Genomic DNA, 22505 nt, shown 5'->3' on the forward strand with positions numbered 1-22505 from the left:
AGCCTGAACCCGGGGGAAGCCGGGTGCCACGGCAGCTCAAAGCAACGGACTGACCAGCCTCGCCAGATTTTCGGCAAGACTCACAACCATCGGCCGACGCCGCCACTCCCGAAGATCCAGGCGGTCGCTCTGCGCCATGCACTCGGCTTGCCTGGCGACCAGATCCGCCACATGCGCGGGGTCGTAGAGCAGCATGCTGACCTCGGCGTTGAGCATGAATGACCGGAGGTCCGCGTTACCCGAGCCGATGACGCCAATCCGCCCATCGATGGAGACGTGCTTGGCGTGCAGCAGGTGGTCGCGATAGCGGTGGATGCGCACGCCCATCGACATCAGCTCGTCGTAGAACGAGCGCTGGGCGAGGCGAACCAGCCTCTGGTCGACCACGCGAGACACCACGAGATCGATGACGACGCCGCGATAGGCCGCCGTCTGGAGCGCCGCGAGCAACGCCTCGTCGGGTATCAGATAGGGACTGACCAGCGTGACCTGCGTCTTCGCGGCGTGGATGAGGGCGACAAGAAGACGCTCGAAGCCCGGCACGCCGTAGTCCGGCCCGCTCGGCATGATCTGAACGGGAGAGAGGGCCTCTTCCGACACCGGTGGGGCCGGCAGTATCTCACGGGTTTCGAGATACCAATCGCTGGCGAAGACACCGGCCACGGTCGCCGCTGCGGCCCCTTCGAGGCGGGCGACAAGTTCGTCGTTGACGATGCCACGACGAAAATCGCGATCGACGATGTTCTGCGAGCCGACATAGGCAAGGCGGCCGTCGATTACCGTGATCTTGCGGTGATTGCGCAGATCGGCCCGCGCCCTCCGCACAGTCGTCCACCAGCGAACCGGCAAGGCAAGCCGGCATTGCACGCCTTCGGCTCCAAGCATGGCCAGAGTTCGCTTGGCCCAGGGGCGGGATCCGATGGCGTCGATCAGCACTCGAACCTCGACACCACGCCGAACGGCACGGCCGAGCGCGGCAGCGACCTTCCTGCCTGTGGCATCGTCGGCAAAGATATAGGTCAGCAGGTGAACACTGACCGCCGCCGCGTCGATATCGGCCACAAGTCGATCGATCGACTGCTCATAGTCGCCGATCAGTTCCAGACTTGAGGCGCCCGTCACAGGAAATTCGCCGAGCCGCTCCGCGAGGTCGGCGATTCCAGGCACCAACCTGGCAGGTCGCGGCAGGGACGTCGCCACGCGCCTGCGGACAACGACGGCCTCGGCAAAACGCTGCTGCCGCCAAGCGGGAAAGCGCGGACGGCCGATCAGGCGATAAAGAACCAAGGCCGGCAACGGCAGGAAGAATACCAGGAGCAGCCAACTGCGCGCCGCTTCGGGCGGACGCCGCAGAGGCACCACCACCACCATGACCAGACGGATCGACCACTCGACCAGGAAGTAGACGACCGCCAGATGCTCGGTCCAGGCCAACGACGCCCCTCCCCTCAAGCTGGAGCCGCGCGATGCCGGCCCTGCTTTTCTCTATGACCGAAACCGTGGCGCTTATCCAGAGCCACCCCATGGCCACAACCTGGAGAACGGCGCGGACGGTGGCGGATTTCCGCTCGCCTCCCCTCCTCATAGCGGATTGGTGAACGACGACTCGACGCCTATGATCGGTCTGGTTGCGAAAACGTCCGGAACGGCAGCCCCCTGCCGAGCATCGGCGCAAAAGCGACAGAGGGAGGGCGACATGGACAAGGTTGATCATCACGGCGCCGGCAAGTGCCCGGTCATGCATGGGGTCAGTCCCAACGCGATTTCCGCCGGCCGGTCCAATCGGGACTGGTGGCCAAACCAGCTGAATCTCCGAATCCTCCACCAGCACTCCGGCCTGTCGGACCCCATGGGACCGGGTTTCGACTACGCCGAGGCGTTCAGGAAGCTGGATCTTGCGGCCGTGAAGGCCGACCTTTACGCGTTGATGACCAACAGTCAGGCCTGGTGGCCGGCCGACTGGGGGCACTACGGTCCGTTGTTCATCCGCATGGCCTGGCATAGTGCCGGCACCTATCGACTTATGGATGGCCGTGGCGGCGGCGGCACGGGCAACCAGCGCTTCGCGCCGCTCAACAGCTGGCCCGACAACGTCAACCTCGACAAGGCACGCCGCCTGCTCTGGCCGATCAAGCGCAAGTACGGCAACAGCCTGTCCTGGGCCGACCTCATGATCCTCGCCGGCAACTGCGCCTTGGAATCGATGGGCTTCAAGACCTTCGGCTTCGGCGGCGGCCGCGCCGATATCTGGGAGCCGGAGGAAGACGTCTATTGGGGCGCCGAAACCGAATGGCTCGGCGACAAGCGCTACAGCGGCGATCGAGATCTGGAGAACCCGTTGGCCGCCGTCCAGATGGGCCTCATCTACGTCAATCCCGAAGGCCCCAACGGCAATCCCGATCCCGTGGCTTCGGGCCGCGACGTGCGCGAGACCTTCGCCCGCATGGCGATGAACGACGAGGAAACGGTCGCGCTCGTCGCAGGCGGGCACACCTTCGGCAAGTGCCACGGCGCTGGCGACCCAACCCTGGTCGGCCCCGAGCCGGAAGCCGCGCCGCTCGAAACGATGGGGCTTGGCTGGAAGAACGCCTTCGGCTCTGGCATGGGCGTACACACCACGGGCAGCGGCATCGAGGGCGCCTGGAAAAAGAACCCCACCCAATGGGACATGGGCTATCTCAACACCCTGTTCGGCTACGAGTGGGAGCTGGTGAGAAGCCCGGCGGGCGCCTATCAGTGGCTGGCCAAGGACGTGGCCGAGGAAGACCTGATCCCCGATGCGCACGATCCGACGATAAAGCACCGGCCGATGATGACGACAGCAGACCTGTCGCTGCGCTTCGACCCGATCTACGGACCGATCGCCCGCCGGTTCCGCGACGACCCCGCCGCCTTCGCCGATGCCTTTGCCCGCGCCTGGTTCAAGCTGACCCACCGCGACATGGGGCCGAAGGTGCGCTATCTCGGGCCGGACGTGCCGGCCGAAGATCTGATCTGGCAGGACCCGGTTCCACCCGTCGATCACGAGCTGGTCGATGCGAGCGACGTCGCCGCGCTCAAGGCCAAGGTGCTCGCCTCGGGGCTGACCGGTTCCGAGCTGGTGTCGACCGCCTGGGCATCCGCCTCGACCTTCCGCGGATCCGACATGCGCGGCGGCGCCAATGGGGCGCGCGTTCGTCTCGCCCCGCAGAAGGATTGGGAGGTGAACGAGCCGGCTCGGCTCGCCCGTACGCTGTCGATCCTGGATGGAATCCGGCAGGCGTTCAATGCAACCTCCCCGCGCCCCATATCGCTGGCCGATCTCATCGTCCTCGCGGGAACGGCCGCCGTCGAGGAAGCGGCGAAGAAGGCCGGATACGCCATTGATGTGCCCTTCTCGCCTGGGCGCACCGATGCGACCGAGGAGCAGACGGACGCAGCTTCCTTCGATGCGATGGAGCCAAAGGCGGATGCCTTCCGCAACTATGCGAAAGCTGGACGCCCGGTCGCGACCGAGGAACTGATGATCGATCGAGCGCAGCTCCTGACCCTGACCGCGCCGGAAATGACCGTGCTTGTCGGAGGGCTGCGCGTGCTCGGCGCCAACTGGGGCGGAACACAGCATGGCGTCTTCACCGACCGACCCGGCGTGCTCAGCACCGACTTCTTCATGAACCTCGTCGACATGGACATCGAATGGAGGCCGATGTCCGAAGGAGAGGAGACGCTGTTCGAAGGACGCGACCGGGCGACCGGCGAGGTGAAGTGGACAGCCACCCGCGTCGATCTGGTGTTCGGCGCCAACTCCCAGTTGAGGGCGCTGGCCGAAGTCTATGCCCAGGATGACGCCGGCGAGAAGTTCGCGCGCGATTTTGCCAAGGCCTGGGTCAAGGTGATGAACGCCGATCGCTTCGATCTGGCATGACGAGAGATGGCCGGCCTCGTCCATCGAGGCCGGCCATATGCAGGCGACGCTCCATAACGGCCGGCGGACCAATCTCGTCGGCGGATAACGCCTGCGCCCGGCCTTTCCAGACAGGCCCGATCCCGAAAAACATCCAAACGCCAGTCAACGTGGACGCGCCTCACAGGGGCGCGCGTCGGCGTGCCGTCGTGCCTTGTCATCATCCATAAGTATAAACACTTGACGCAAAAGACCCGCCGGTTTGTACTTTACATATCGACATCACTTTCGTAAAGTTTTGCCCATCACGCACGGTGACGGCAGGCGCACGAGGTTTGGGCGATATGACAAGCAAGGAGCGGACTGCCCACCAGAAAGAAAGCAAAACCCGCGACCATATGGCGGCCGCGGCACATATTCGTATGCTACTACCTGCGCTTTCACAGGGGGAACAGACTGTTGCCCTATGGTTGTTGGAACGCGGGAATTTGACGAGTAACCCCAAGATCGGTGAAGTCGCTGCTGCGCTTGGCATTTCCGAGGCCATGGTCGTCAAAGTGGCGCGCCGGCTTGGCTACGGTGGCTTCAAGGAGCTGCGCGCCGACCTCATGGCCTACTATGCCAACCTGCGGGTGGAGATCGACGAGGAGCTCAGGCGGGAGGATTCCATCCCGCAGATCGTGCGCAAGGTGTTTGCGACAGAGCGTTCGGCGCTGGAGGAGGTGGAAAGCATCCTCGACATCGACGCCATCGCCGAGGCGGCTCGTATTTTCATTAGGGCGCGTCATCGCGACCTCTACGGCGTCGGTGGCTCGGCCACCGTATGCGCCGACGCGTCTCACAAATTCCTGAGGATCGGCATCAGGTCGAGCGTCTTTTCCGACGCGCATCTCATCGCCATGTCGGCGAGCCTTCTCGAAGAGGGTGACGCGGCTTTGGTGGTCTCGCACTCGGGCGAATCCAAGGACGTGATCCTCGGCGCGGAAGTGGCCCGCGCCTCCGGCGCCAAGGTGATCACCATCACCAACTCGATCGCTTCGACGCTGGCCCGCAATTCGGATGTCGTGCTGTGCGCACCGGCCAAGGAGGCCCCGCTCATGGGCCAGAACGCCGCGGCTCGCATCGCACAGCTCGCCATCCTCGATACGATGTTCATCTGCCTGGCGCGCGAGGATTACGAGACCGCCGAGCGGAACCTGAACAAGGTGCTGACCTCGGTCGCCGTCTATTCGACGAACGACCGTGGCCGGACCGAAAGACGCGGCACGCCCCGCGCTGACAAAAACTCGCCGGACGGCGTACAGCCGGCGAAGGAAACCGCAAGGAAAAGGGTGGAGTTATGAAAATCAGAGGTTTGCTCATCGCTACCGTCGCCGCCGCAAGCGTGCTGGGCTTCTCGGCCAGCGCCATGGCCGCCGACTACGCCATCGTCCTCAAGACGCTGTCCAACCCATTCTGGGTGCAGATGAAGGACGGCATCGAGGCCAAGGCCAAGGAACTGGGCGTTGAGGTCGACATCGTCGCCTCGCCGTCTGAGGAAGACTTCCAGGCCCAGCTTCAGCTGTTCGAGGACATGCTGAACCGCGACTACAAGGCCTTCGGCTTTGCTCCGCTGTCGCCGGTCAACCTCGTCAACCCGGCCGCTGCCGCCTACAAGAAGGGCAAGCCGCTCGTCAACATCGACGAGAAGGTGGACATGAAGGCCCTCGAAGCCGCTGGCGCCAACGTCGAAGCTTTCGTCACCACCGACAACGTCAAGGTTGGCGAGAAGGGTGCTCAGTTCATCATCGATCAGCTCGGTGCCGAGGGTGGTGAAGTCGCCATCGTCGAGGGCAAGGCGGGCAACGCCTCTGGCCAGGCCCGTCATGACGGCGCCAAGGCTGCCTTCGAGGCGACCTCCAACGTCAAGCTGGTCGCCAGCCAGCCGGCCGACTGGGACCGACTGAAGGCGCTCGACGTCGCCACCAACATCCTGCAGTCCTCGCCCGACCTGAAGGCCTTCTACTGCGCCAACGACACCATGGCGCTCGGCGTCATGCAGGCGGTCCAGAACGCCGGCAAGGCCGGCAAGGTGCTGGTTGTCGGCACCGACGGCGCTCCGGAAGCCCGCGAGATGGTGGCCGCCGGCCGTCTGACCGCGACCGTCGCCCAGGACCCGGCCCAGATCGGCGCCACCAGCCTCGAGATCCTGGTCGAGGCCGTCAAGGCGGGCAAGCTGACCGCTGTCGGCGCCGAGCCCAAGCAGGTGGCCGTGGACTCCGTTCTCGTCACCAAGTGATCGGCTTGGCCGGATGAGGCGGTCGTCGCGCATGCGACTGCCTCACTCCTCCCCGTCCGGCACGTCACTCCCCCGGCGTGCCGGACGTTTTCTGAACAGCCGACCGATCGACGGCCCTAGCGAGATCGACATGTCAAACCTGGCTCCGAACACCGCCGCCCCAACCGGCATTGAAGAAGCCGCACCGATCGTCCGCATGATCGGCATCGAAAAGCATTTCAACAACGTCGCGGTGCTGAAGGGCGTCAATCTCGACATTCGCCCCGGAGAAGTGCACGTCCTCCTTGGGGAGAACGGCGCCGGCAAGTCGACGCTGATGAAGATCCTGACCGGCATCCATGAGCCGACCGGCGGCGAGATCGTCCTCGACGGCGTATCGCGACCGCTGGTCACGCCGCGCGAGGCGAGCGAGGCCGGCATCTCGATCATCTATCAGGAACTCTCCGTCATCAACGAGCTGTCGGCGCTCGAGAACCTGTTCGTCGGCCGCCTGCCGGTGAAGCGCCATCTCGGCATCCCCGTCGTGGACTGGAAGCTGATGGAAGCCGAAGCGCGGTCCATCATCGGCCGGCTCGGCCTCGGCGGTCTGGACCTGCACAAGCCGGTCGGCGAGATGCCGATTGCCCATCGTCAGATCATCGAGATCGCCAAGTCGCTGATGAAGAACGTGCGCGTGCTCGTCATGGACGAGCCGACGTCTTCTCTCACCTCGGTGGAAACCGAGCGACTGTTCGCACTCGTGCGCCAGCTCAAGGCGGAAGGCACGGCCATCCTGTTCATTTCCCACAAGCTCGATGAAGTGCGCGATATCGGCGACACCTTCTCGGTGCTGAAGGATGGCGTCTCCACCGGCCACGGCCACATCTCCGAATACACCAACGACGACCTCGTGCGCATGATGGTCGGGCGCGTCGTCAAGCAGCGCTTTCTCTCGGAACAGCCGATCGACCACGCGTCGACGCCGGTCTTCAAGGTCGAGAACGTCACCAGCGCCGACCGCAAACGGGTTCGCGACGTCAGTTTCGAAGTGCATCACGGCGAGGTCCTGGGGTTTGCCGGGCTCGTCGGGTCCGGTCGCACCGACCTCATGAACTGCCTGTTCGGCGCCGAGCCGCGCGCCGCCGGCAAGATCGTCCTCAACGGCAAGGACATCACCCCGAGGAATCCCGTCGACGCCGTGAAGTCGGGCATGGCCTATCTCACCGAAAACCGTCGTCAGACCGGCTTCACGCCCAACTTCACGATCGAGGGCAACATTGCCGTCACCAAGTCGGTGAAGGACGCACCGCTCCGCGGTACCTGGGGCCTCGTCGACCGCAAGGCCGAACGGGTCACCGCCGAAGGGCAACGCAAGCAACTGTCCATCCGGTGCGCCGGCATCGATCAGAGCATCCTTGAGCTGTCGGGCGGCAACCAGCAGAAGGTGCTGGTCGGCAAGTGGATGTCGATATCTCCTTCCGTCATCATCTTCGACGAACCGACGCGCGGCATCGACGTCGGCGCCAAGTCGCAGATCCACGAAATCATCCGGACGCTCGCTTCCGCCGGCAAGGCGGTGATCATGGTGTCGTCCGAACTCCCGGAAATCCTGGCCGTCTGCGACCGCGTCGCGGTGTTTCGCAACGGCCGCATCATGGACATCCTCGACGGCGCCACGGCAACGGAGGAATCCATCCTGAGCGTCGCAATGAGGGACGGCAAATGAGCCAGCGGCTAAAACTCGGCAAACTTTGGGACATCTACGGGACGCTCTGCATCCTCCTGGTGATCGTGGTGCTGTTCAGCGCCCTGTCCCCCACCTATTTCACCCGTCCCGAAAACATCGTGCAGATCTTCCTGCAGAGTTCGATCACCATCATGATCGCGCTCGGCGAGTTCTTCCCGATCCTGATCGCCGGCATCGACCTTTCGGTCGGCTCCGTCCTGGCCCTCACCGGGATGATCACCGCCCAGCTGATGGTGGCCGGCTTCGACCCGACGCTAGCGGTGCTGATCGGCGGTGTCGGCGGCGGTCTGGCGCTCGGCGCGGTCAACGGTCTGCTCGTCAACTTCACCGGCCTGCATCCCTTCATCATCACGCTCGGCACCAACGCCATCTTCCGCGGCGTGACGATGATCATCTCCGGTGCCAGCCCGGTGTTCGGCTTCTCCTACGACTTCGTGAACACGGTGACCGGCTTCGTCGGCTTCGTGCCGGTGCCTGTGATCTTCGCCCTGTCGTTCGCAGTTGTGCTATGGTTCTTCACCGCCAAGACGCGCCTCGGCCGCAACATCTACGCCGTCGGCGGCAACAAGGAGTCGGCCTTCTACTCGGGCATCGACGTCAAGCTGCACACGCTGATCGTCTTCATGATCTCCGGCCTCTGCGCGGGCCTCGCCGGCGTGCTCTCCATCGCCCGCCTCGGCGCCGCCGAGCCGGCGGCCGGCACCGGCTTCGAGACCTACGCCATCGCGGCGGTGATCATCGGCGGCACCAGCTTCTTCGGCGGCAAGGGACGCATCCCCTCGGTGGTGATCGGCGGCCTGATCATCGGCACCATCAACAACGGCCTGAACATCCTGCGCGTGCCCACCTTCTACCAGCTGGTGGTGATGGGCGGACTGATCATCTCGGCCGTGGCGCTCGATCGCCTGATCGCCCGCATGCGCTGATGCAAAGCCAGCCAGCAACCATATAAAGAGTCCCGTCCCGCCTGTTCCGACTGGCGGGGCGGCCCGCCCCCGCCGCGCCTCCCACGGCGGAGGGATTGCCGGCAAGACCGGCCCAGACCAGGACGACCCGATGAAGATCAAGATTTCCCCCTCCCTGATGTGCATGGACCTCCTGCGCTTCAAGGAACAGCTTACCTTCCTCGACAGCCATGCCGATTTCCTGCACATCGACATCATGGACGGCCATTACGTGCCGAACCTCACGCTGTCCCCCTTCTTCATGGAAAGCGTCGCCAAGGTCTCGAAGCTGCCGATGGATTGCCACCTGATGACCACGGATCCGTGGATGTGGGTGCCGATCATGGCCAAGGCGGGCGCCGGCTACATCTCGCCGCAGGCCGAGACCATCAACGCCATCGCCTTCCGCATCATCGCCAAGATCCGCGAACTCGGCTGCAAGCCGGGTATCGTGATCAACCCGGCGACGCCGATCGACAGCCTCAAGCACTACATTCACCTGATCGACAAGATCACCATCATGACGGTCGACCCCGGCTACGCCGGCCAGCCGTTCATCGAGGAAATGCTGGAGAAGATCGCGGAAGCCAAGCGCCTGCGCGAGGAGCGCGGCCTCAACTTCCTGATCGAAATCGACGGCTCCTGCAACAAGCGCACCTATGCCCGCCTCGCCAAGGCCGGCGCCGATGTGTTCATCGTCGGCACCTCGGGTCTCTTCCACAATCACGAGGATATCGCCGAGGCCTGGAAGATCATGACCACCGATATCGAGGCGGCCCTCGGAGCCGCGCAATGAGCGTCTTCGCCGGCATCGACCTCGGCGGTACGCACACCCGTTTCGCCGTCATGGCGGACGGAGAGTTCGTGCTGTCCGAGAAATACGTGACCGCCGACCTGATGGCGGCTGGACCGCAACTCGCCGGAACCATCGCTCGCTACCGGGACGTGGTGAAACGCGCTGGCCTCCAGCCACAGGCAGTGGGGATCGGCCTGCCGGCGACGCTCGACGCTGCCCGCCGCGTAGTGCTGTCGGCGCCCAATGTCGACGGGCTCGACGGGCTTGACGTGGTTTCGCTTCTCGGGGACGCCTTCGGCGTGCCGGTCGTGGCGGAGCGGGACGTCAACTTTCAGTTCTTCCATGACATGGCGGCCAGCGGACGGACGCCCAAGGTGGCGCTCGGCGTCTACATCGGCACCGGCGTCGGCAACGCCGTCTGGATCAACGGCTTCTACACCGGCGCCCACGGCTCCGCTGCCGAGCTCGGCCATATCCCGGTGCCCGGCGCCACGGGCACTTGTGGCTGCGGCAAGATCGGGTGTCTTGAAACGGTCTGCTGCGGCCGCTGGCTGAAAGGCTGGCAGGAGCGGAATGTCCCGGAGACGCCTATAGCCGAGATCTTCACTCGTCATGGCGATCACCCGGACATCGTCAACTTCGTCGAAACGGCGGCCATGGGGATCGCGACCGCCGTCAACATCATCGACCCCGAGCTGGTTTTCCTGGGCGGCGGCGTCCTCGAAATGCCCGCCTTCCCCTTCGACACCCTGAAGACGCGGCTTCTCGCCCACGCTCGCGCGCCCTTCCCGCGCGACGTGCTTGAGGTGCGGCTTGCTTCCAACCTCGGCGACAGCGGTGCGCGCGGCGCCTGCCTCTATGTTGCCGGCAAATTCGGAGCCGTCCAATGACCGGCAAGCTCAAGATCGTCATCTCGTCCGACCACGTCGGCATCGACCTCAGAAAGGCCGTCGCCGCCCATCTCACGGCACTTGGCCATGCGGTCGAGGATGTCGGCCCGACGACTGCCGAACGTACCGACTATCCCACCTGGGGCGAGAAGGCAGCCCGCATCGTCCAGGCCGGCGAGGCCGACTTCGGGGTCGTCATTTGCGGGACCGGCTTCGGCATTTCTCTTGCCGCCAACAAGCTCAAGGGCATCCGCTGTGCGGTCTGCTCGGAACCCTACACGGCTCGCCTGTCGCGCCAGCACAACAACGCCAACATGTTGGCCTTCGGCGCCCGCGTGGTCGGGCTGGACCTGGCTCTGATGATCGTCGACGAGTTCTTCGCCGCCGAGTTTGAGGGCGGGCGCCATGCGCGTCGTGTCGACATGATCGGCGAGATCGAGACGCGCGAGGGCCGCTGATCGGTCCCTCGGACTGATGCCGACAGCCGCGCGCCTCAGGACGCGCGGTTGTTTTTCGCCAGGAGTCCCTCGACTTCCCCCCGCGTCGGCGCGGCTTCGGAAGACCCTTCCTTGGTGCAGGCGAGCGCGCCCGCCGCCGCCGCGAAGCGGACGGCGCTTTCCACCGCCATTCCCTCGGCCAGCGCCACGGCCAACCCCGCGGCAAAGCAGTCGCCGGCGGCCACGGTGTCGATGGCCTTGACCGCGAAGGGCGGCACGTGTCCCCGGAAGTCGGCGCTGTCGACATAAACGCCGCGGGCGCCCATCTTGACGAGAGCGAGCGGCAACCCGGTCTCCCGCAAGCGACGGGCGGCGGCCGCCGCCGCTTCGACATCGACCGGCGCGATGCCGGTCAGCGCCTCGGTCTCGATCTCGTTCGGCGTCAGTGCATCGAACAGGCGGATTGTGTCGCCCCCCAGGGGAGACATCGGGACCGGAGCCGGATCGAGAATGGCGAGCGCGCCCGCCCGACGCGCCAGCTCGACAGCTTTCAGCGTAGCCGGAAATGGGTGTTCGAGCTGGGCAAGGAGAACCTTCACGCTGGAAAACAGCGGTGCCGCCGCCTCGACCTGCTCTACCGCGAGCCCCGTGTTGGCGCCGGGCACGACGGTAATGGCATTCTCGCCCTGGCCGTCGATGCCGATAACAGCGATGCCTGTCGGCAAGGATGCGTCAACGGCCAAATTGCCGGGATCGACGCCAAGATCGGTAAGCCGCGAGCGAATGAACCCACCGAAAGAATCGGCGCCCACCCGGCCCAAGAAGCGCACGGACGCCCCGAGCCGCGCCACGGCCACTGACTGGTTGGCGCCCTTTCCGCCAAGCACCATGGAGTAGCGATGGCCGGTAAGCGACTCGCCGGGACGGGGTGCTCGATCGGCATAGGTGACGATATCCACGTTGACTGAGCCGATGACGATGACGGACACGACGATCTCCAACCGAAGCCTGGAAAGGCGCGAGAACACAACTGGCGAAAGACATGCTGCCGTTAGGGGTTGGCGGAACTATGCTTTCGGCCGTCATCGTTGTATCGCTAGGACATTCACCCGGAAAGCCGCATTTCGGACGGGTGCAAAGTGAGCACCGGGGACAGGACGATGACGGGAAATCTTCGATCGACGACGACGCGCCTTCGGCGCACGCCGTCGCCGATCAAGGATGGGCCAGGTATCAACCACGGCGACATCGCCGATCACAACTCCCGTATCGTGCTCGAACTCCTGCGCGTCTTCGGCGTTCTCACACGGCGCGACCTTTCCCAGCGTCTCGGACTGACCGAGCCGGCGATCACGGGGATCCTCAGGCGTCTCGAAGGGCGCGGTCTCGTCACGTCGCGGCGCCAGACCGGTGCGAGCCGCTATCCCGTCACCGAGTTCATGATGCGACCGGAAGGGGGAGTGGCGCTCGGCCTTAGGCTCGCCCGGCGGGCGACATCTGCCGTGCTTGTCGATGCGGCAGGCAGCGTCATCGCCGAACAGCGCGACATGCGACCGGACCAGTTGATCGCGACCGGCAAGGCGCTGCTCGCCCAGAAGCCGGCTGAAGCAGAGGTGCTAGGGGTCGGCATCGCGCTATCGCCTGACGATGGGATTCAGCTCGAAGAGGTGCGCACGGCCTTCGCGCCACTGACCGTGCTGGCCAATGCCGACAGCGCCACGGCCGCCACGGCCGAACGACTGATCGGCGCGGGCGATCGCGACGGAGGTTTTGTAAGCATCCTCGTCACGCGCTCCGGCGTGCGGGCCGGGCTGTCGATCGGCGGCAGGCCTTTCCATGGCATGCACGGATTTGCAGGCGGCATCGGCGCCATGCGCACCGGCCAGGATCGTGCTCCACTGGCCGATGGTCTGTCGCCGGACAAGCTCGACGCGGCCATCGCCGCCGGTGGCAGCCGCGAAGCTGCCTTGGCGGAATGGGCCCGGGAGGCGGCCGACCATCTTCTCGACGCGGTGGTGGCGATTTCAGGCGTGGTGGTCCCCGGCCTCATCGTCATCGGCGGCGACCTGCCGGACGACGCGATCGATGCGGTCGTCGCCGAGATCCTGGCCGCGCCGGTGGCGATCGGCGGGCGACCGACAACCACATCCTGGATGCCGCCGCTTTGCCGATCATCGTTGCCGGCGGCGGGCGTCACCGTTGGCGCCGCATTGCTGCCGATCGTCGAGTTTCTGTTGCCGGACCCAAGACGGCTCCGGGAGGCCCCCGCTCAGACCGAGGGCGTCGCGGCAAGGGCGTGATCGGTCCTGAGGGGCACACGCTTGAGCTGTCCGGCATCGGCCGATGGCAGGCCCAGCCGATGGGCGAGCGGCATGGCTGCGGCGCCGAGAGCCGCGGCATCTTCCGAGCAGACGGCGCGGTGCAGCGTCACTTGCGGCAAACCGGCGCGCAGGCACTCCTTCTGAGCCTGAACGATCAGCTCGTCGATCAGGCGCACCGGCATGCGACCGCCGATCAGCACCGCCTCGGGATCGGCGATCAAGGCAATGTGCGACACCGCTTCGGCCAGCCAGCCGGCGGCGCGACCGATCCAGTCGGAAACCAACGCCCGGCCACGTCCGTCCAGAGCGGCGAGCTCGACCGGAGTGTTGACGACGATGCCGTGGGCACGAAGATGATCGTAGAGCAGGAACATCGAGAACAGCTCGCCAAGCTGCCGGATGCGTCCTGCGCCGCTCTCGTCGACCTCGCGCACCGGCAGGCAGCCGATCTCGCCGTTGATGCCACCCGCCCCCTTGTGGCGGACGCCGTCGATCACCAGAGCGCCACCGACGCAAGCATTGGCGAGGATGTAGAAAAAGCTGCCGATTTCCGTGCCAAGGCCGTAGTCGATCTCTCCGAGAGCGGCCGCGTTGGCATCATTGTCGATGAAGACGGGATGCGGCGTCACGGCCTCGACGGCGCCGCGCAAGTCGAAATCGGTCCAGGCGGCATAGGCGTCCGGCCGACCGATGACGTCGATCTCGCCCAGCCAATCGGGAATGGCGAGGCCGACCCCGGCGAGGCGTCCCTCGTCCACCAGCTTGCGGCGGCGGAAGGTGGACAGCGCGTCGGAGAACAGCGCCATGAACTCGTCGGGCAGAAAGAAACTCTTCTCGTGATGGACGCGGCCGCGAACGGTGCCGGTCGCGTCGACCACCACCACCGTCAAATGGTCACGGTCGATGTTGGCGCCGACCGAGAACATGCCCGCCGGGTCGATCTCGAGCTCGATGGCCGGCTGCCCGCGAAGGCCGTGCCGGCGGCGCGCTTCCATGACGAGGCCCTCATCGACCAGACGATCGACGATGCGGGCGATCGCCTGCTTGGTCAGGCCACAGCGCTCTGCGAGTTCGGTGCGTGAGATGGGCGCGCCGCGATGGATTGTCGCCAGTACGAGCTGGCGGTTCTTCGCGGCGGCCTGTTCGGCGTTCGATCCGAGAAAATTCACCTGCGCTTCCTCCCCGCCCGTCGGAAGACCGGCGGACGGGAAGAGATTAGCCCGAGGCCTCACGCCTTGCAAAGGCGCCAGCTCTTCACCTCGAACGGCTTGAGCCCACGCGCCGGCACGTCCATCGGCTCCTCGAGGATGGTCACCGGCTCGCTGACGGTCCAGCCTTCCTTGAGCGACAGACCGAAGTCGCCGCGACGACCTGCTGGCTCCCAGACGCGCAGCACCAGCCCGTCGCCTTCCTCGCTCGGCTTGAGCACGGACAGCGCCGCCGGAATGCCCTCGGCCACGACCGGCTGGAAGACACCCGCCGCCACATCGGTCACCGACCGAGCGAGCAGAGGCTGGTTGAGATCGTCGGCCTCCTCGCGAACGCCCCCGTCATGCCAGGGACCGGTGTGCGGCAGCAGCCCGTAAGTAAAGGTCTGTTCTCCTTCGTCGGCCATCGGGTCGGGATAGATCGGCGATCGCAGAAGGCTGAGACCAAGCACGTTTTCGTGGACGCTGTGCCCATACTTGGCGTCGTTGAGGAGTGCGACGCCGAAGTCCGGCTCTGAAAGGTCCAGGAAGCGATGAGCCGCGGCCTCGAACATCGCCGCGTCCCAGGAGGTGTTGGTGTGGGTCGGGCGCGAGACGACGCCGTAGGCGCATTCGGCGGTGGCGTTGCGGCTCTTGGCGTTGACGGCGGTGAGCGTCCGCAGGAAGACGCGGCGATCGTGCCAGTCGAGCGTCGTCCTGATGTCGAGGCGACGGGCACCGGCGCAGAGACTCAGAACCTGCGTGATGGTCGACGAGCGGAAACGGCGAACCAGCTTGATCGCGACGCGATGCGGGCCATTCTCGATCACCTCAAGGCTTTCGAGATCGGTGATCTCCTCTCCCCGTTCGGCGTAGTCGCCCTCGATGTCCCAGGCATCCCAGTTGCGCGGCTTGTCGACCGGATAGGCCATGAGGCGGTTGCCGTAGCCGTCGAGCGCTTCGCGTCCGGTCGGCTTGTGCAGGATCGAGGCGATGGAGCCATCGGCGGCCAGCGTCACGCGCAGAACGTCGTTTTCGAGGTGCGAGCGGCTGACGGACAGGGCGCCAGCGGGCTTCAGGCTAGCGGTGTCGACAACGGCGACGGCAAGCGGCGCCAGGACTTCCGCCGACGAGACGGTGGCCCCGTCCTCGAGAGTCACACGGATCGGCCGGGCGTCGAGCGACGGGTTGACGACGAGGAGGCGCTCGCCCTTCGCCTTCGGCAGGACCGCGACGATGGCGTCTAGAGCCGCCGCCTGCGTCTTCAGGCCGGTGTCGATCACCCCGCCCAGTTCCTCGGCGGCGTCTTCATAGACCTCGCGGATCGAGGAGCCCGGCAGGATGTCATGGAACTCGTTCTTCAGCACGACGCGCCAGGCCGGCTCCAGGCTTTCGGGCTTCGGCGCGCCGAGAAGATGGGCGAGCGAGGCAGCCGTCTCGGCGGTGATCAGCGCCCGTTCGGCCTTGCGATGCAGGCGCTTGACCACGCTCTGGCTGGTCAGCGTACCGCGATGCAGTTCCAGGTAGATTTCGCCCTGCCAGACCGACAGCTTCTTCTCCTCGGCCGTCCGATGGGCGCGATCGAAGAAGTCCTTGACGCGCGTCCAGCGGGCCTTCGGCAACGTCGGGAAGACGCGCAGCTGCTTTTCGCGCGCCACCATTTCCGGCGTCGGGCCGCCACCGCCGTCGCCATAGCCGACGCAGAGAAGCGTCTCGGGGTGCAGCGCCTTCTCGCGGAAATTCCGCCAGGTCGGCACATGGCAGTCCGGGCGAACGAAGCCGTTGTAGCCCTGCATGGGATTGTCGAAGGTGTGAGCGAGCACGCGGCTGCCGTCGAGGCCTTCCCACCAGAACAGATCGGATGGAATGTGATTGGTCTCCGACCAGTTGACCTTGATGGTGAAGAAGCTGCGGATACCGGCCTGCTTCAGAAGCTGCGGCAGAGCACCGGTGAAGCCGAAGCAGTCGGGCTGCCAGCAGATGTCGTGACGGATGCCGAAGGTCTTCTCAAAGAAGCGCTGGCCGTAGAGATACTGGCGCGTCAGGCTTTCGCCGGTGGGCATGTTTGTGTCCGGCTCGACCCAGCTGCCACCCAGCGTCTCCCACTCGCCGGAGCGCACCCGTTCGGCGATCTTCTCGAACAGGGCAGGATCGTCCTCGGCCACTTGGGCGTAATAGTGAGCGGTCGACTGGTTGAAGCGGAAATCCTTCGACGTCTCCATCAGCGAGATGGCCGTCGAGAAGGTGCGGCGGGTCTTGCGACGGGTCTCGCCATAAGGCCACAGCCAGGCAAGGTCGATGTGGGCGTGGCCGGTCAGGCCGATCTCACCTTCCGGCGGGAATCGCTGCTGCAGCGCCTCGAGCCGGGCGAGAAGAGCATCATAGGCCGCCACCACGGTGGCGCGTTCGGCCTGGTTGAGGCCGGCCGGCGCGTCGATAAGTTCGGGTAGCTGCCAGATCTTTTGCTGGCCTTCGCTGCTGGCGGTGCGGGCAATATAATCGGCGGTGGAGGAGGGCCAGTCGAGCCCCCTCAATGCATCCTCGGCGGCTGAGATGAGGTGCGGAACCACATCGTGGCCATCGAGCACGCTCACCGCCTCGATAACCTGGGTGATCAGCAGCCACAGCGCCTCGACCGACGGCTCCGACAACCTGAGTTCGGCACGGTTCACGTGGGGCCGGCGGACCGGCTCACCGAACGGCAGGCGAGCGACGGTTTCCGTCGTCACCTTGAAGGTGCGCCCCGTGAGGGGAAAACTCTGGTGATAGGGATCGAGGCCATAGGAGACAGGCTCTCCGCCATCGCAGGCGACTGCGATCAGGCTTTCGCCGCCAAGGTCCAGGCTGAGGCGGGTGTCGTCGAGCGGCCAGTCGGCGGGAACGCGGCCTTCAAGCGTGAAGTGGACGAGACCGTCCTTGCGTGGCCAGGGGGCGCCAACCTCGATCGGCGCGCCCTCGAAGACGATGGCGGACAGCGGCGCCGTCGACCGAACCTTCCAGGACTCCAATTCGGCGACGCGGACTTTCAGGCGGTCAAGTCGTTGAGCAAGCGTAAGCGACATGTGAGACATCCAATTCAAACCGGAAACGGATCGAAGCGTGTGGCGGCTACCCCTTGACGGCGCCCGCCGTCATGGCGCTCAGGATGAGCCGTTGCAGGGCAAGGAAGGCGATGATCGCCGGCACCACCGAAATGAGGCAGGCCGCGGCGAGAATCTGGATCGAGCTGTCGTTCTGCGTGCCGGCATACTGGAAGATGCCGACGCCGATGGGAACCAGCGAGTCCTTGGTGATCAAGAGGAAAGGCACCAGGAACTGCGACCAGCCGGCGATCACCGTGATGATGAAGGCGGAGGCGACGCCGGGCGTCGACAGGGGCAGAATGATGCGAACGAACACCGAGAAGCGGTTGCAGCCGTCGATCAGCGCCGCCTCGTCGAGGCTCTTCGGAATGCCGTCCATGAAGCCCTTGAGCAGCCAGGTGACCATGGGAACGCCGAGGGCGATGTAGACCATGGTGGTGCCGAAGTGGCTGTCGATCAGTCCGAGCCGCGCCATGTAGCGATAAAGCGGCACCATGATCACCAGCGGCGAGATCATCTGAAAGGCGAGGATGCCAAGCATCCAGGCGCCCTTGCCCTTGAAGTCGAAGCGGGAGAAGGCATAGGAGGCCGGCGCGGCAATGATCAGGCAACCGACGGCGGAGAAGCAGGAGAGCTTCAGCGCATTGATCAGGTAGACCGGGAACTGGCTGGATGTCAGCACGGCCGTGAAATTGTCGAGCGTCGGGTACTTCGGGATCAACCGGGCGACGCCGAGGAACACTTCCTTGCGGGTGCGGAGCGCCATGGAAAGCAGCCAGATCAGCGGCCAGGAAAAGAAGACGAACATCAGCGCCATAAAGACATAGCTCAGGAAGTCGCCGAAACGGTCGCGCGTGCTGAGTTTCATGCCTTGTCATCCTTCGGCAGGAAGCCGGCGTAGATGAGCGCCAGCGTCAGGCTGATGACCAGCATCAGGATCGACAGAACGCTGCCCGCCGCGAGGTCGTAATTCCGGAACACCACATTGAAGGTATAGAGCGACAGCACTTCGGTGGCCCGGCCCGGCCCGCCGCCGGTGAGCGAGATGATGGCGTCGAAGGTGTTGAGCGTCTGGATGGTGATCAGGATCATGTTGACGAGAATGGCCGGGCGAAGCTGCGGCAGCGTCACGAAGAACAGCTTCTGCCGGGCACTGGCGCCGTCGACTTCGGCCGCCTCGTAGAGCGAAGGATCGATCGCCTTCAGCGCCGCATACATGACCACCATCGAGAAGGCCGTGCCGCGCCAAACGTTGGAGAGCACCACCGACCACATCACCACGTCAGGGTCGGAAAGCCACTGCACGGGTGCCATGCCCATCAGGCGCAAGAGCGAGTTGAGGCCGCCGAACGGCGCCTCGTTGAACAGCATCTTCCAGATGATGCCACCGGCGATGCCCGGCACCACCCAGGCGATCAGCGCCGTCGTCCTCAGAATGGTCGTGCCGAACAGATGGCGCTTTTCCGAGCGAACGACGACCAGCGCCATGGCAAGGCCGATCACCTGCTGGCCGATCACCGAGCCGGCCGTGAAGACGAAGGTCACCCACAGGATCTGAAGAAGCTCGGGGCGCGTCAGCACGTTGGCGAAGGTCGAGAGCGTGTAGTGGCCTTCGCCGCCCAGAAGCGTCAGGTCGGTAAAGGCGTAACGGAAAACGTCGATCACCGGATAGAGATAGAACAACCCCATGACCAGGATCACCGGCATCAGCCAGGGATACGGGGATGGAACACGGTTGTGGCGGCCCGCCACCCCAAGGAAGGGCAGCTTCGGCCTCACGGCGCGTGCGGACATGGAGCACCTCTGTATCTATGGATCGGCGAAGCGAAAGCGGCCGCCGTGACAGGCGGCCGCCCTCGGCGTGGCGGCTCCGAAACTCTTATCGGAGCCGCCATCTTGCCGGAAGCCGTCCGCCGGGAGGGACGACGGGCGGCAGGGCGTCAGAGCCGGGCGTAGGCGTCGAGCGTCGCCTTGAAGGCTTCGTCGACGGCGGCGTCAGTGGTCTCGGCGCCGGTCAGCACCTTGCCCATCATGATCTGGATCTGGTTGGAGATTTCCGGATAGATCAGCACGCCCGGGCGTGCCTGCCCGACCTTGAGCGCCTTGGCGAAGGTCTGGTTGGCCTCGCTCTTGAAGACCTCGTACTTGTCGTAGAGGTCGGCGCGGGTCGGCAACTGCTCCTGCAGAGCGTTGGCCGGGCCCATGTAGATCTCGCGGGCAAGCGCGGCGCACATCTCGACCTTTTCGGGCTCGGACGAGAAGGCGGCGACCGTCCAGCCACCGGTACCCGTCGACCGCTCATCGGCCGTGATGCCGGGCAGCATCGAGAAGGTCCACTTGGCGAACTCTTCCGGCTCCATGGAATTCTGCAACTGACGATACTGCCAGTTGCCGCCGACGAACATCGCGGTCGTGCCGGCTGCCGCGGCGGCGTTGAAGTCATCGTAGTTGCCAATGGTGGCGACGCGCTTGGGGGCAGCGCCGGACTCGACGAGGTCACGATAGTAGTTGACCGCCTTCACGAACTTGTCGCGGTTGTCGGCATCCGCGAACACCGGCTTGCCGGCATCGTCGACCAGCTTGCCGCCCTGGCCCCAGAAGTTGCCGAGCCAGTCGAAGGTCGTGCCCTCATAGCGGCTGCCATTGAACAGGATGCCTTCCATGCCGGCTTCGACCGACTTGAGCGCGGCGGCCTTGGTATCGGCCCAGGTTTCCGGCGCGTCGGGCACGATTTCCTTGTTGCGGTAGAGGACGCGGAGGTCGGTGGACCACCACCAGGCGTAGATCTGGCCGTCCTTGCCGGTGACGCCGTCACGCACGAAGGGGAACAGCTGGTCGACTTCTTCCTTGGTGAAATAGGGAGACAGCGACTTCAGCACGCCGGCCTGCTTGAACAGCGGCAGAACGAAGCTGTCGACGGCGGCGCAGTCGGGAGCGTGACCGGCCTTGGCCTGCTCCAGCATACGCGCCTGCTCCTGGCTGATGTCGCCAGTCATCATCTGCAGCTCAAGCTGCCAGCCGGGGTGGTTGTTGATGAAGTCCGTGTAGAGCTTGGCGTAGCCGGCAGCCCAGGTCGGATCGGTGCTCGACGGGCCGTCGCCGGTCATGCGGAACACCATCTTCTTCGGCGCGTCGGAGGGGCCGACGCGATCGCTGGTGATCAGGTCCTCGGCGATCGCGGGCAGGCAACCGAGCGCGGTCGCGGCGGCAAGCGCCGCCAACATGGATTTCTTCATCGCTTTTTCCTCCCAGAAAAGGCGGAAGCCGACTGTTTCAGAAAATTCGGCTTCCCAAACCAACGTCAATTAGATTAAATCACTTTGTTTTGTTGTCAAGCCGGCGTCTGGGGAGGTTCGCATGGCCACCGTCGAAATCAAGAATCTGCGCAAGGCCTACGGTGCGCTTGAGGTCCTGCATGACATTTCCATCGAAATCGCCGACGGCGAGTTCGTCGCTCTTGTCGGCCCTTCCGGATGCGGCAAATCGACGCTCCTCAGGTCGGTCGCCGGCTTGGAGACCATCAACGGTGGCGAGCTCCGCATCGACGGCAAGGTGGTCAACGACCTCGCGCCGAAGGACCGGGACATCGCCATGGTGTTCCAGAACTACGCGCTCTACCCGCACATGAACGTCGCCGCCAACATGGGCTTCGCCCTAAGACTGTCCGGCCGGCCCAAGGCGGAAATCCAGGAGCGGGTCGGCAAGGCCGCCGGCATCCTCGACCTGACGCGCCAACTCGACCGCAAACCCGTGGCGCTGTCCGGCGGTCAGCGCCAACGCGTCGCCATGGGGCGGGCGATCGTCCGCGATCCCAAGGTGTTCCTGTTCGACGAGCCGCTCTCCAACCTTGACGCGAAACTGCGCGTTCAGATGCGCGCCGAGATTCGCGAGTTGCAGCAGCGGCTTGGCACCACCACCATCTACGTAACGCACGACCAGACCGAAGCCATGACCATGGCCGACAAGATCGCCGTTCTGAACGGCGGCACGCTCGAGCAGATCGGCGCACCGCTGGATCTCTACCGCTCACCCGCCAATCTGTTCGTCGCCGGCTTCATCGGATCGCCGCAGATGAACTTCATCACCGGCGATCTGGCCGAAAAAGCCGGCGCCACTACCATCGGCGTACGGCCGGAACATCTTGCCGTCAGCCATGAGGGCGACGGATGGCGCGGCCGGGTGATCTCCGCCGAGCATCTCGGCAGCGATACGTTCATCCATGTCGAGATCGCCGAAGCCGGTCGTCTCACGGCCCGTACCATCGGCGACATGCCCGTTGCGGCCGGCGACGACGTGGTGCTGACGCCGATCGACGGTCATCTTCATCGCTTCGGCGCCAACGGCAAGGCCCTTTGACCTGCGGCACCCCAACAAGGCGGGCGGACATGTATATCGGGATCGACTGGGGCGGGACGAAGATGGAGGTGATCGGGCTCGATGCCCTAGGCGTCGAACTCTGCCGACATCGCATTCCGACGCCGCGCGAGGATTACGATGCCTCGATCCGGGCGGTGGCCGAGCTGGTCGATCACGTAGAGACGGCGACCGGTGAGCATGGCAGTGTCGGCATCGGCCTGCCTGGAAGCCCGAACCCGCTCACCGGCCTCATCCGCAACTCCAACGCCTTCTGGCTGAACGGCAAGCCACTCGGCCGCGACCTCGAAGCCGCTCTGGGCCGGCCGGTCCGGCTCGCCAACGACGGCAATTGCCTCGCCGTCTCCGAGGCGGTCGACGGGGCCGGCGCCGGGCTCGACGTCGTCGTCGGCATCATTCTCGGCACCGGCCACGGTGGCGGCATCGCCATCAAGGGCAGGAGCCACAATGGCTTCCAGGGGCTGGCCGGCGAGATCGGTCACTACTCGCTTCCCTGGCCGAAGGAAGGCGAGTATCCGGGACCGAAATGCTGGTGCGGCCGTCACGGCTGCCTCGAGATGTATTGCTCGGGCACAGGCTTCGAGCT

18 protein-coding genes are annotated in these 22505 nt (G+C 65.1%); 11 read left to right on the forward strand and 7 right to left on the reverse strand.

The genetic code is table 11. The annotated features are described in order from the left end of the window. Nucleotides 1-36: 36 nt before the first annotated feature. A complete protein-coding gene (locus M4J40_RS17150) occupies nt 37-1434 on the reverse strand; it encodes a phospholipase D-like domain-containing protein (RefSeq protein WP_251755644.1) in 1398 nt (465 codons plus the stop codon). A gap of 262 nt (nt 1435-1696) precedes the next feature. Between M4J40_RS17150 and katG the strand changes: the two genes are divergently transcribed. The 8 genes from katG (at nt 1697) to rpiB (ending at nt 10975) form a co-directional block, all read left to right on the forward strand. Continuing rightward, nucleotides 1697-3904, forward strand: coding sequence for a catalase/peroxidase HPI (gene katG, locus M4J40_RS17155; RefSeq protein ID WP_251755645.1), 2208 nt, complete (start codon nt 1697-1699; stop codon nt 3902-3904). A gap of 323 nt (nt 3905-4227) precedes the next feature. After that, nucleotides 4228-5226, forward strand: a complete 999-nt coding sequence (locus M4J40_RS17160) for an SIS domain-containing protein (protein WP_251755646.1) — start codon at nt 4228-4230, stop codon at nt 5224-5226. Then, complete coding sequence (alsB, locus tag M4J40_RS17165; RefSeq protein WP_251755647.1) at nt 5223-6161, forward strand: D-allose transporter substrate-binding protein; 939 nt, start codon at nt 5223-5225, stop codon at nt 6159-6161. Before M4J40_RS17160 ends, alsB begins: the two co-directional genes overlap by 4 nt. Nucleotides 6162-6291: 130 nt before the next feature. Continuing rightward, nucleotides 6292-7866, forward strand: coding sequence for an ATP-binding cassette domain-containing protein (locus tag M4J40_RS17170; protein WP_251755648.1), 1575 nt, complete (start codon nt 6292-6294; stop codon nt 7864-7866). Continuing rightward, on the forward strand, nt 7863-8813 hold the full coding sequence (gene alsC, locus M4J40_RS17175) for a D-allose ABC transporter permease (protein WP_251755649.1): 951 nt from the start codon (nt 7863-7865) through the stop codon (nt 8811-8813). The genes M4J40_RS17170 and alsC overlap by 4 nt, the downstream gene beginning before the upstream one ends. Before the next feature lie 130 nt (nt 8814-8943). Then, nucleotides 8944-9627 carry a D-allulose 6-phosphate 3-epimerase gene (alsE, locus tag M4J40_RS17180; protein WP_257235274.1) on the forward strand — a complete coding sequence of 228 codons (684 nt, stop codon included), beginning with the start codon at nt 8944-8946 and terminating at the stop codon, nt 9625-9627. Then, complete coding sequence (gene alsK / locus M4J40_RS17185; RefSeq protein ID WP_251755650.1) at nt 9624-10517, forward strand: allose kinase; 894 nt, start codon at nt 9624-9626, stop codon at nt 10515-10517. The genes alsE and alsK overlap by 4 nt, the downstream gene beginning before the upstream one ends. Next, nucleotides 10514-10975 carry a ribose 5-phosphate isomerase B gene (rpiB, locus tag M4J40_RS17190; RefSeq protein ID WP_251755651.1) on the forward strand — a complete coding sequence of 154 codons (462 nt, stop codon included), beginning with the start codon at nt 10514-10516 and terminating at the stop codon, nt 10973-10975. The genes alsK and rpiB overlap by 4 nt, the downstream gene beginning before the upstream one ends. Nucleotides 10976-11010: 35 nt before the next feature. Here rpiB and rbsK read toward each other — a convergent pair whose 3' ends face one another. Then, nucleotides 11011-11943, reverse strand: coding sequence for a ribokinase (gene rbsK / locus M4J40_RS17195; RefSeq protein ID WP_251755652.1), 933 nt, complete (start codon nt 11941-11943; stop codon nt 11011-11013). A 171-nt stretch (nt 11944-12114) separates the two neighbouring features. Between rbsK and M4J40_RS17200 the strand changes: the two genes are divergently transcribed. After that, nucleotides 12115-13254, forward strand: a complete 1140-nt coding sequence (locus M4J40_RS17200; RefSeq protein ID WP_251755653.1) for an ROK family transcriptional regulator — start codon at nt 12115-12117, stop codon at nt 13252-13254. Here M4J40_RS17200 and M4J40_RS17205 read toward each other — a convergent pair. The 5 genes from M4J40_RS17205 to M4J40_RS17225 form a co-directional block, all read right to left on the reverse strand. Further along, nucleotides 13224-14444 (reverse strand): ROK family protein, encoded by a 1221-nt coding sequence (locus tag M4J40_RS17205; RefSeq protein WP_251755654.1) that lies wholly within the window; start codon nt 14442-14444, stop codon nt 13224-13226. The two genes, M4J40_RS17200 and M4J40_RS17205, sit on opposite strands and share 31 nt — an antisense overlap. 59 nt (nt 14445-14503) lie before the next feature. After that, on the reverse strand, nt 14504-17524 hold the full coding sequence (locus M4J40_RS17210; RefSeq protein WP_251755655.1) for a glycoside hydrolase family 38 C-terminal domain-containing protein: 3021 nt from the start codon (nt 17522-17524) through the stop codon (nt 14504-14506). 46 nt (nt 17525-17570) lie between these two features. Next, nucleotides 17571-18413, reverse strand: a complete 843-nt coding sequence (locus M4J40_RS17215) for a carbohydrate ABC transporter permease (RefSeq protein WP_251755656.1) — start codon at nt 18411-18413, stop codon at nt 17571-17573. Next, the gene (locus tag M4J40_RS17220) at nt 18410-19252 is read right to left on the reverse strand and encodes a carbohydrate ABC transporter permease (protein ID WP_251755661.1); all 843 of its coding nucleotides are present in this window, start codon (nt 19250-19252) and stop codon (nt 18410-18412) included. The genes M4J40_RS17215 and M4J40_RS17220 overlap by 4 nt, the downstream gene beginning before the upstream one ends. A 233-nt stretch (nt 19253-19485) precedes the next feature. Next, complete coding sequence (locus tag M4J40_RS17225) at nt 19486-20781, reverse strand: extracellular solute-binding protein (protein WP_251755657.1); 1296 nt, start codon at nt 20779-20781, stop codon at nt 19486-19488. Nucleotides 20782-20902: 121 nt separating this feature from the next. On the opposite strand from M4J40_RS17225, the gene M4J40_RS17230 reads away from it, so the two are divergent. Both M4J40_RS17230 and M4J40_RS17235 read left to right on the forward strand, forming a co-directional pair. Then, nucleotides 20903-21901: an ABC transporter ATP-binding protein gene (locus M4J40_RS17230; RefSeq protein ID WP_251755658.1), complete on the forward strand. Its 999-nt coding sequence runs from the start codon at nt 20903-20905 to the stop codon at nt 21899-21901. A 29-nt stretch (nt 21902-21930) separates the two neighbouring features. After that, a partial coding sequence (locus M4J40_RS17235) for an ROK family protein (protein WP_251755659.1) occupies nt 21931-22505 on the forward strand: 575 nt, incomplete at its 3' end.

The sequence above is a fragment of the Pleomorphomonas sp. JP5 genome (assembly GCF_023721815.1).
In the GTDB taxonomy this organism is placed as follows: Bacteria; Pseudomonadota; Alphaproteobacteria; order Rhizobiales; family Pleomorphomonadaceae; genus Pleomorphomonas.

What these genes read in the sequence shown, in the direction of transcription:
- katG (WP_251755645.1), top strand. Translation starts at nt 1,697, where the DNA reads ATGGACAAGGTTGATCATCACGGCGCCGGCAAGTGCCCGGTCATGCAT.
- M4J40_RS17160 (WP_251755646.1), top strand. Translation starts at nt 4,228, where the DNA reads ATGACAAGCAAGGAGCGGACTGCCCACCAGAAAGAAAGCAAAACCCGC.
- alsB (WP_251755647.1), top strand. Translation starts at nt 5,223, where the DNA reads ATGAAAATCAGAGGTTTGCTCATCGCTACCGTCGCCGCCGCAAGCGTG.
- M4J40_RS17170 (WP_251755648.1), top strand. Translation starts at nt 6,292, where the DNA reads ATGTCAAACCTGGCTCCGAACACCGCCGCCCCAACCGGCATTGAAGAA.
- alsC (WP_251755649.1), top strand. Translation starts at nt 7,863, where the DNA reads ATGAGCCAGCGGCTAAAACTCGGCAAACTTTGGGACATCTACGGGACG.
- alsE (WP_257235274.1), top strand. Translation starts at nt 8,944, where the DNA reads ATGAAGATCAAGATTTCCCCCTCCCTGATGTGCATGGACCTCCTGCGC.
- alsK (WP_251755650.1), top strand. Translation starts at nt 9,624, where the DNA reads ATGAGCGTCTTCGCCGGCATCGACCTCGGCGGTACGCACACCCGTTTC.
- rpiB (WP_251755651.1), top strand. Translation starts at nt 10,514, where the DNA reads ATGACCGGCAAGCTCAAGATCGTCATCTCGTCCGACCACGTCGGCATC.
- M4J40_RS17200 (WP_251755653.1), top strand. Translation starts at nt 12,115, where the DNA reads ATGACGGGAAATCTTCGATCGACGACGACGCGCCTTCGGCGCACGCCG.
- M4J40_RS17210 (WP_251755655.1), bottom strand. Translation starts at nt 17,524, where the DNA reads ATGTCGCTTACGCTTGCTCAACGACTTGACCGCCTGAAAGTCCGCGTC.
- M4J40_RS17215 (WP_251755656.1), bottom strand. Translation starts at nt 18,413, where the DNA reads ATGAAACTCAGCACGCGCGACCGTTTCGGCGACTTCCTGAGCTATGTC.
- M4J40_RS17220 (WP_251755661.1), bottom strand. Translation starts at nt 19,252, where the DNA reads ATGCCGGTGATCCTGGTCATGGGGTTGTTCTATCTCTATCCGGTGATC.
- M4J40_RS17225 (WP_251755657.1), bottom strand. Translation starts at nt 20,781, where the DNA reads ATGAAGAAATCCATGTTGGCGGCGCTTGCCGCCGCGACCGCGCTCGGT.
- M4J40_RS17230 (WP_251755658.1), top strand. Translation starts at nt 20,903, where the DNA reads ATGGCCACCGTCGAAATCAAGAATCTGCGCAAGGCCTACGGTGCGCTT.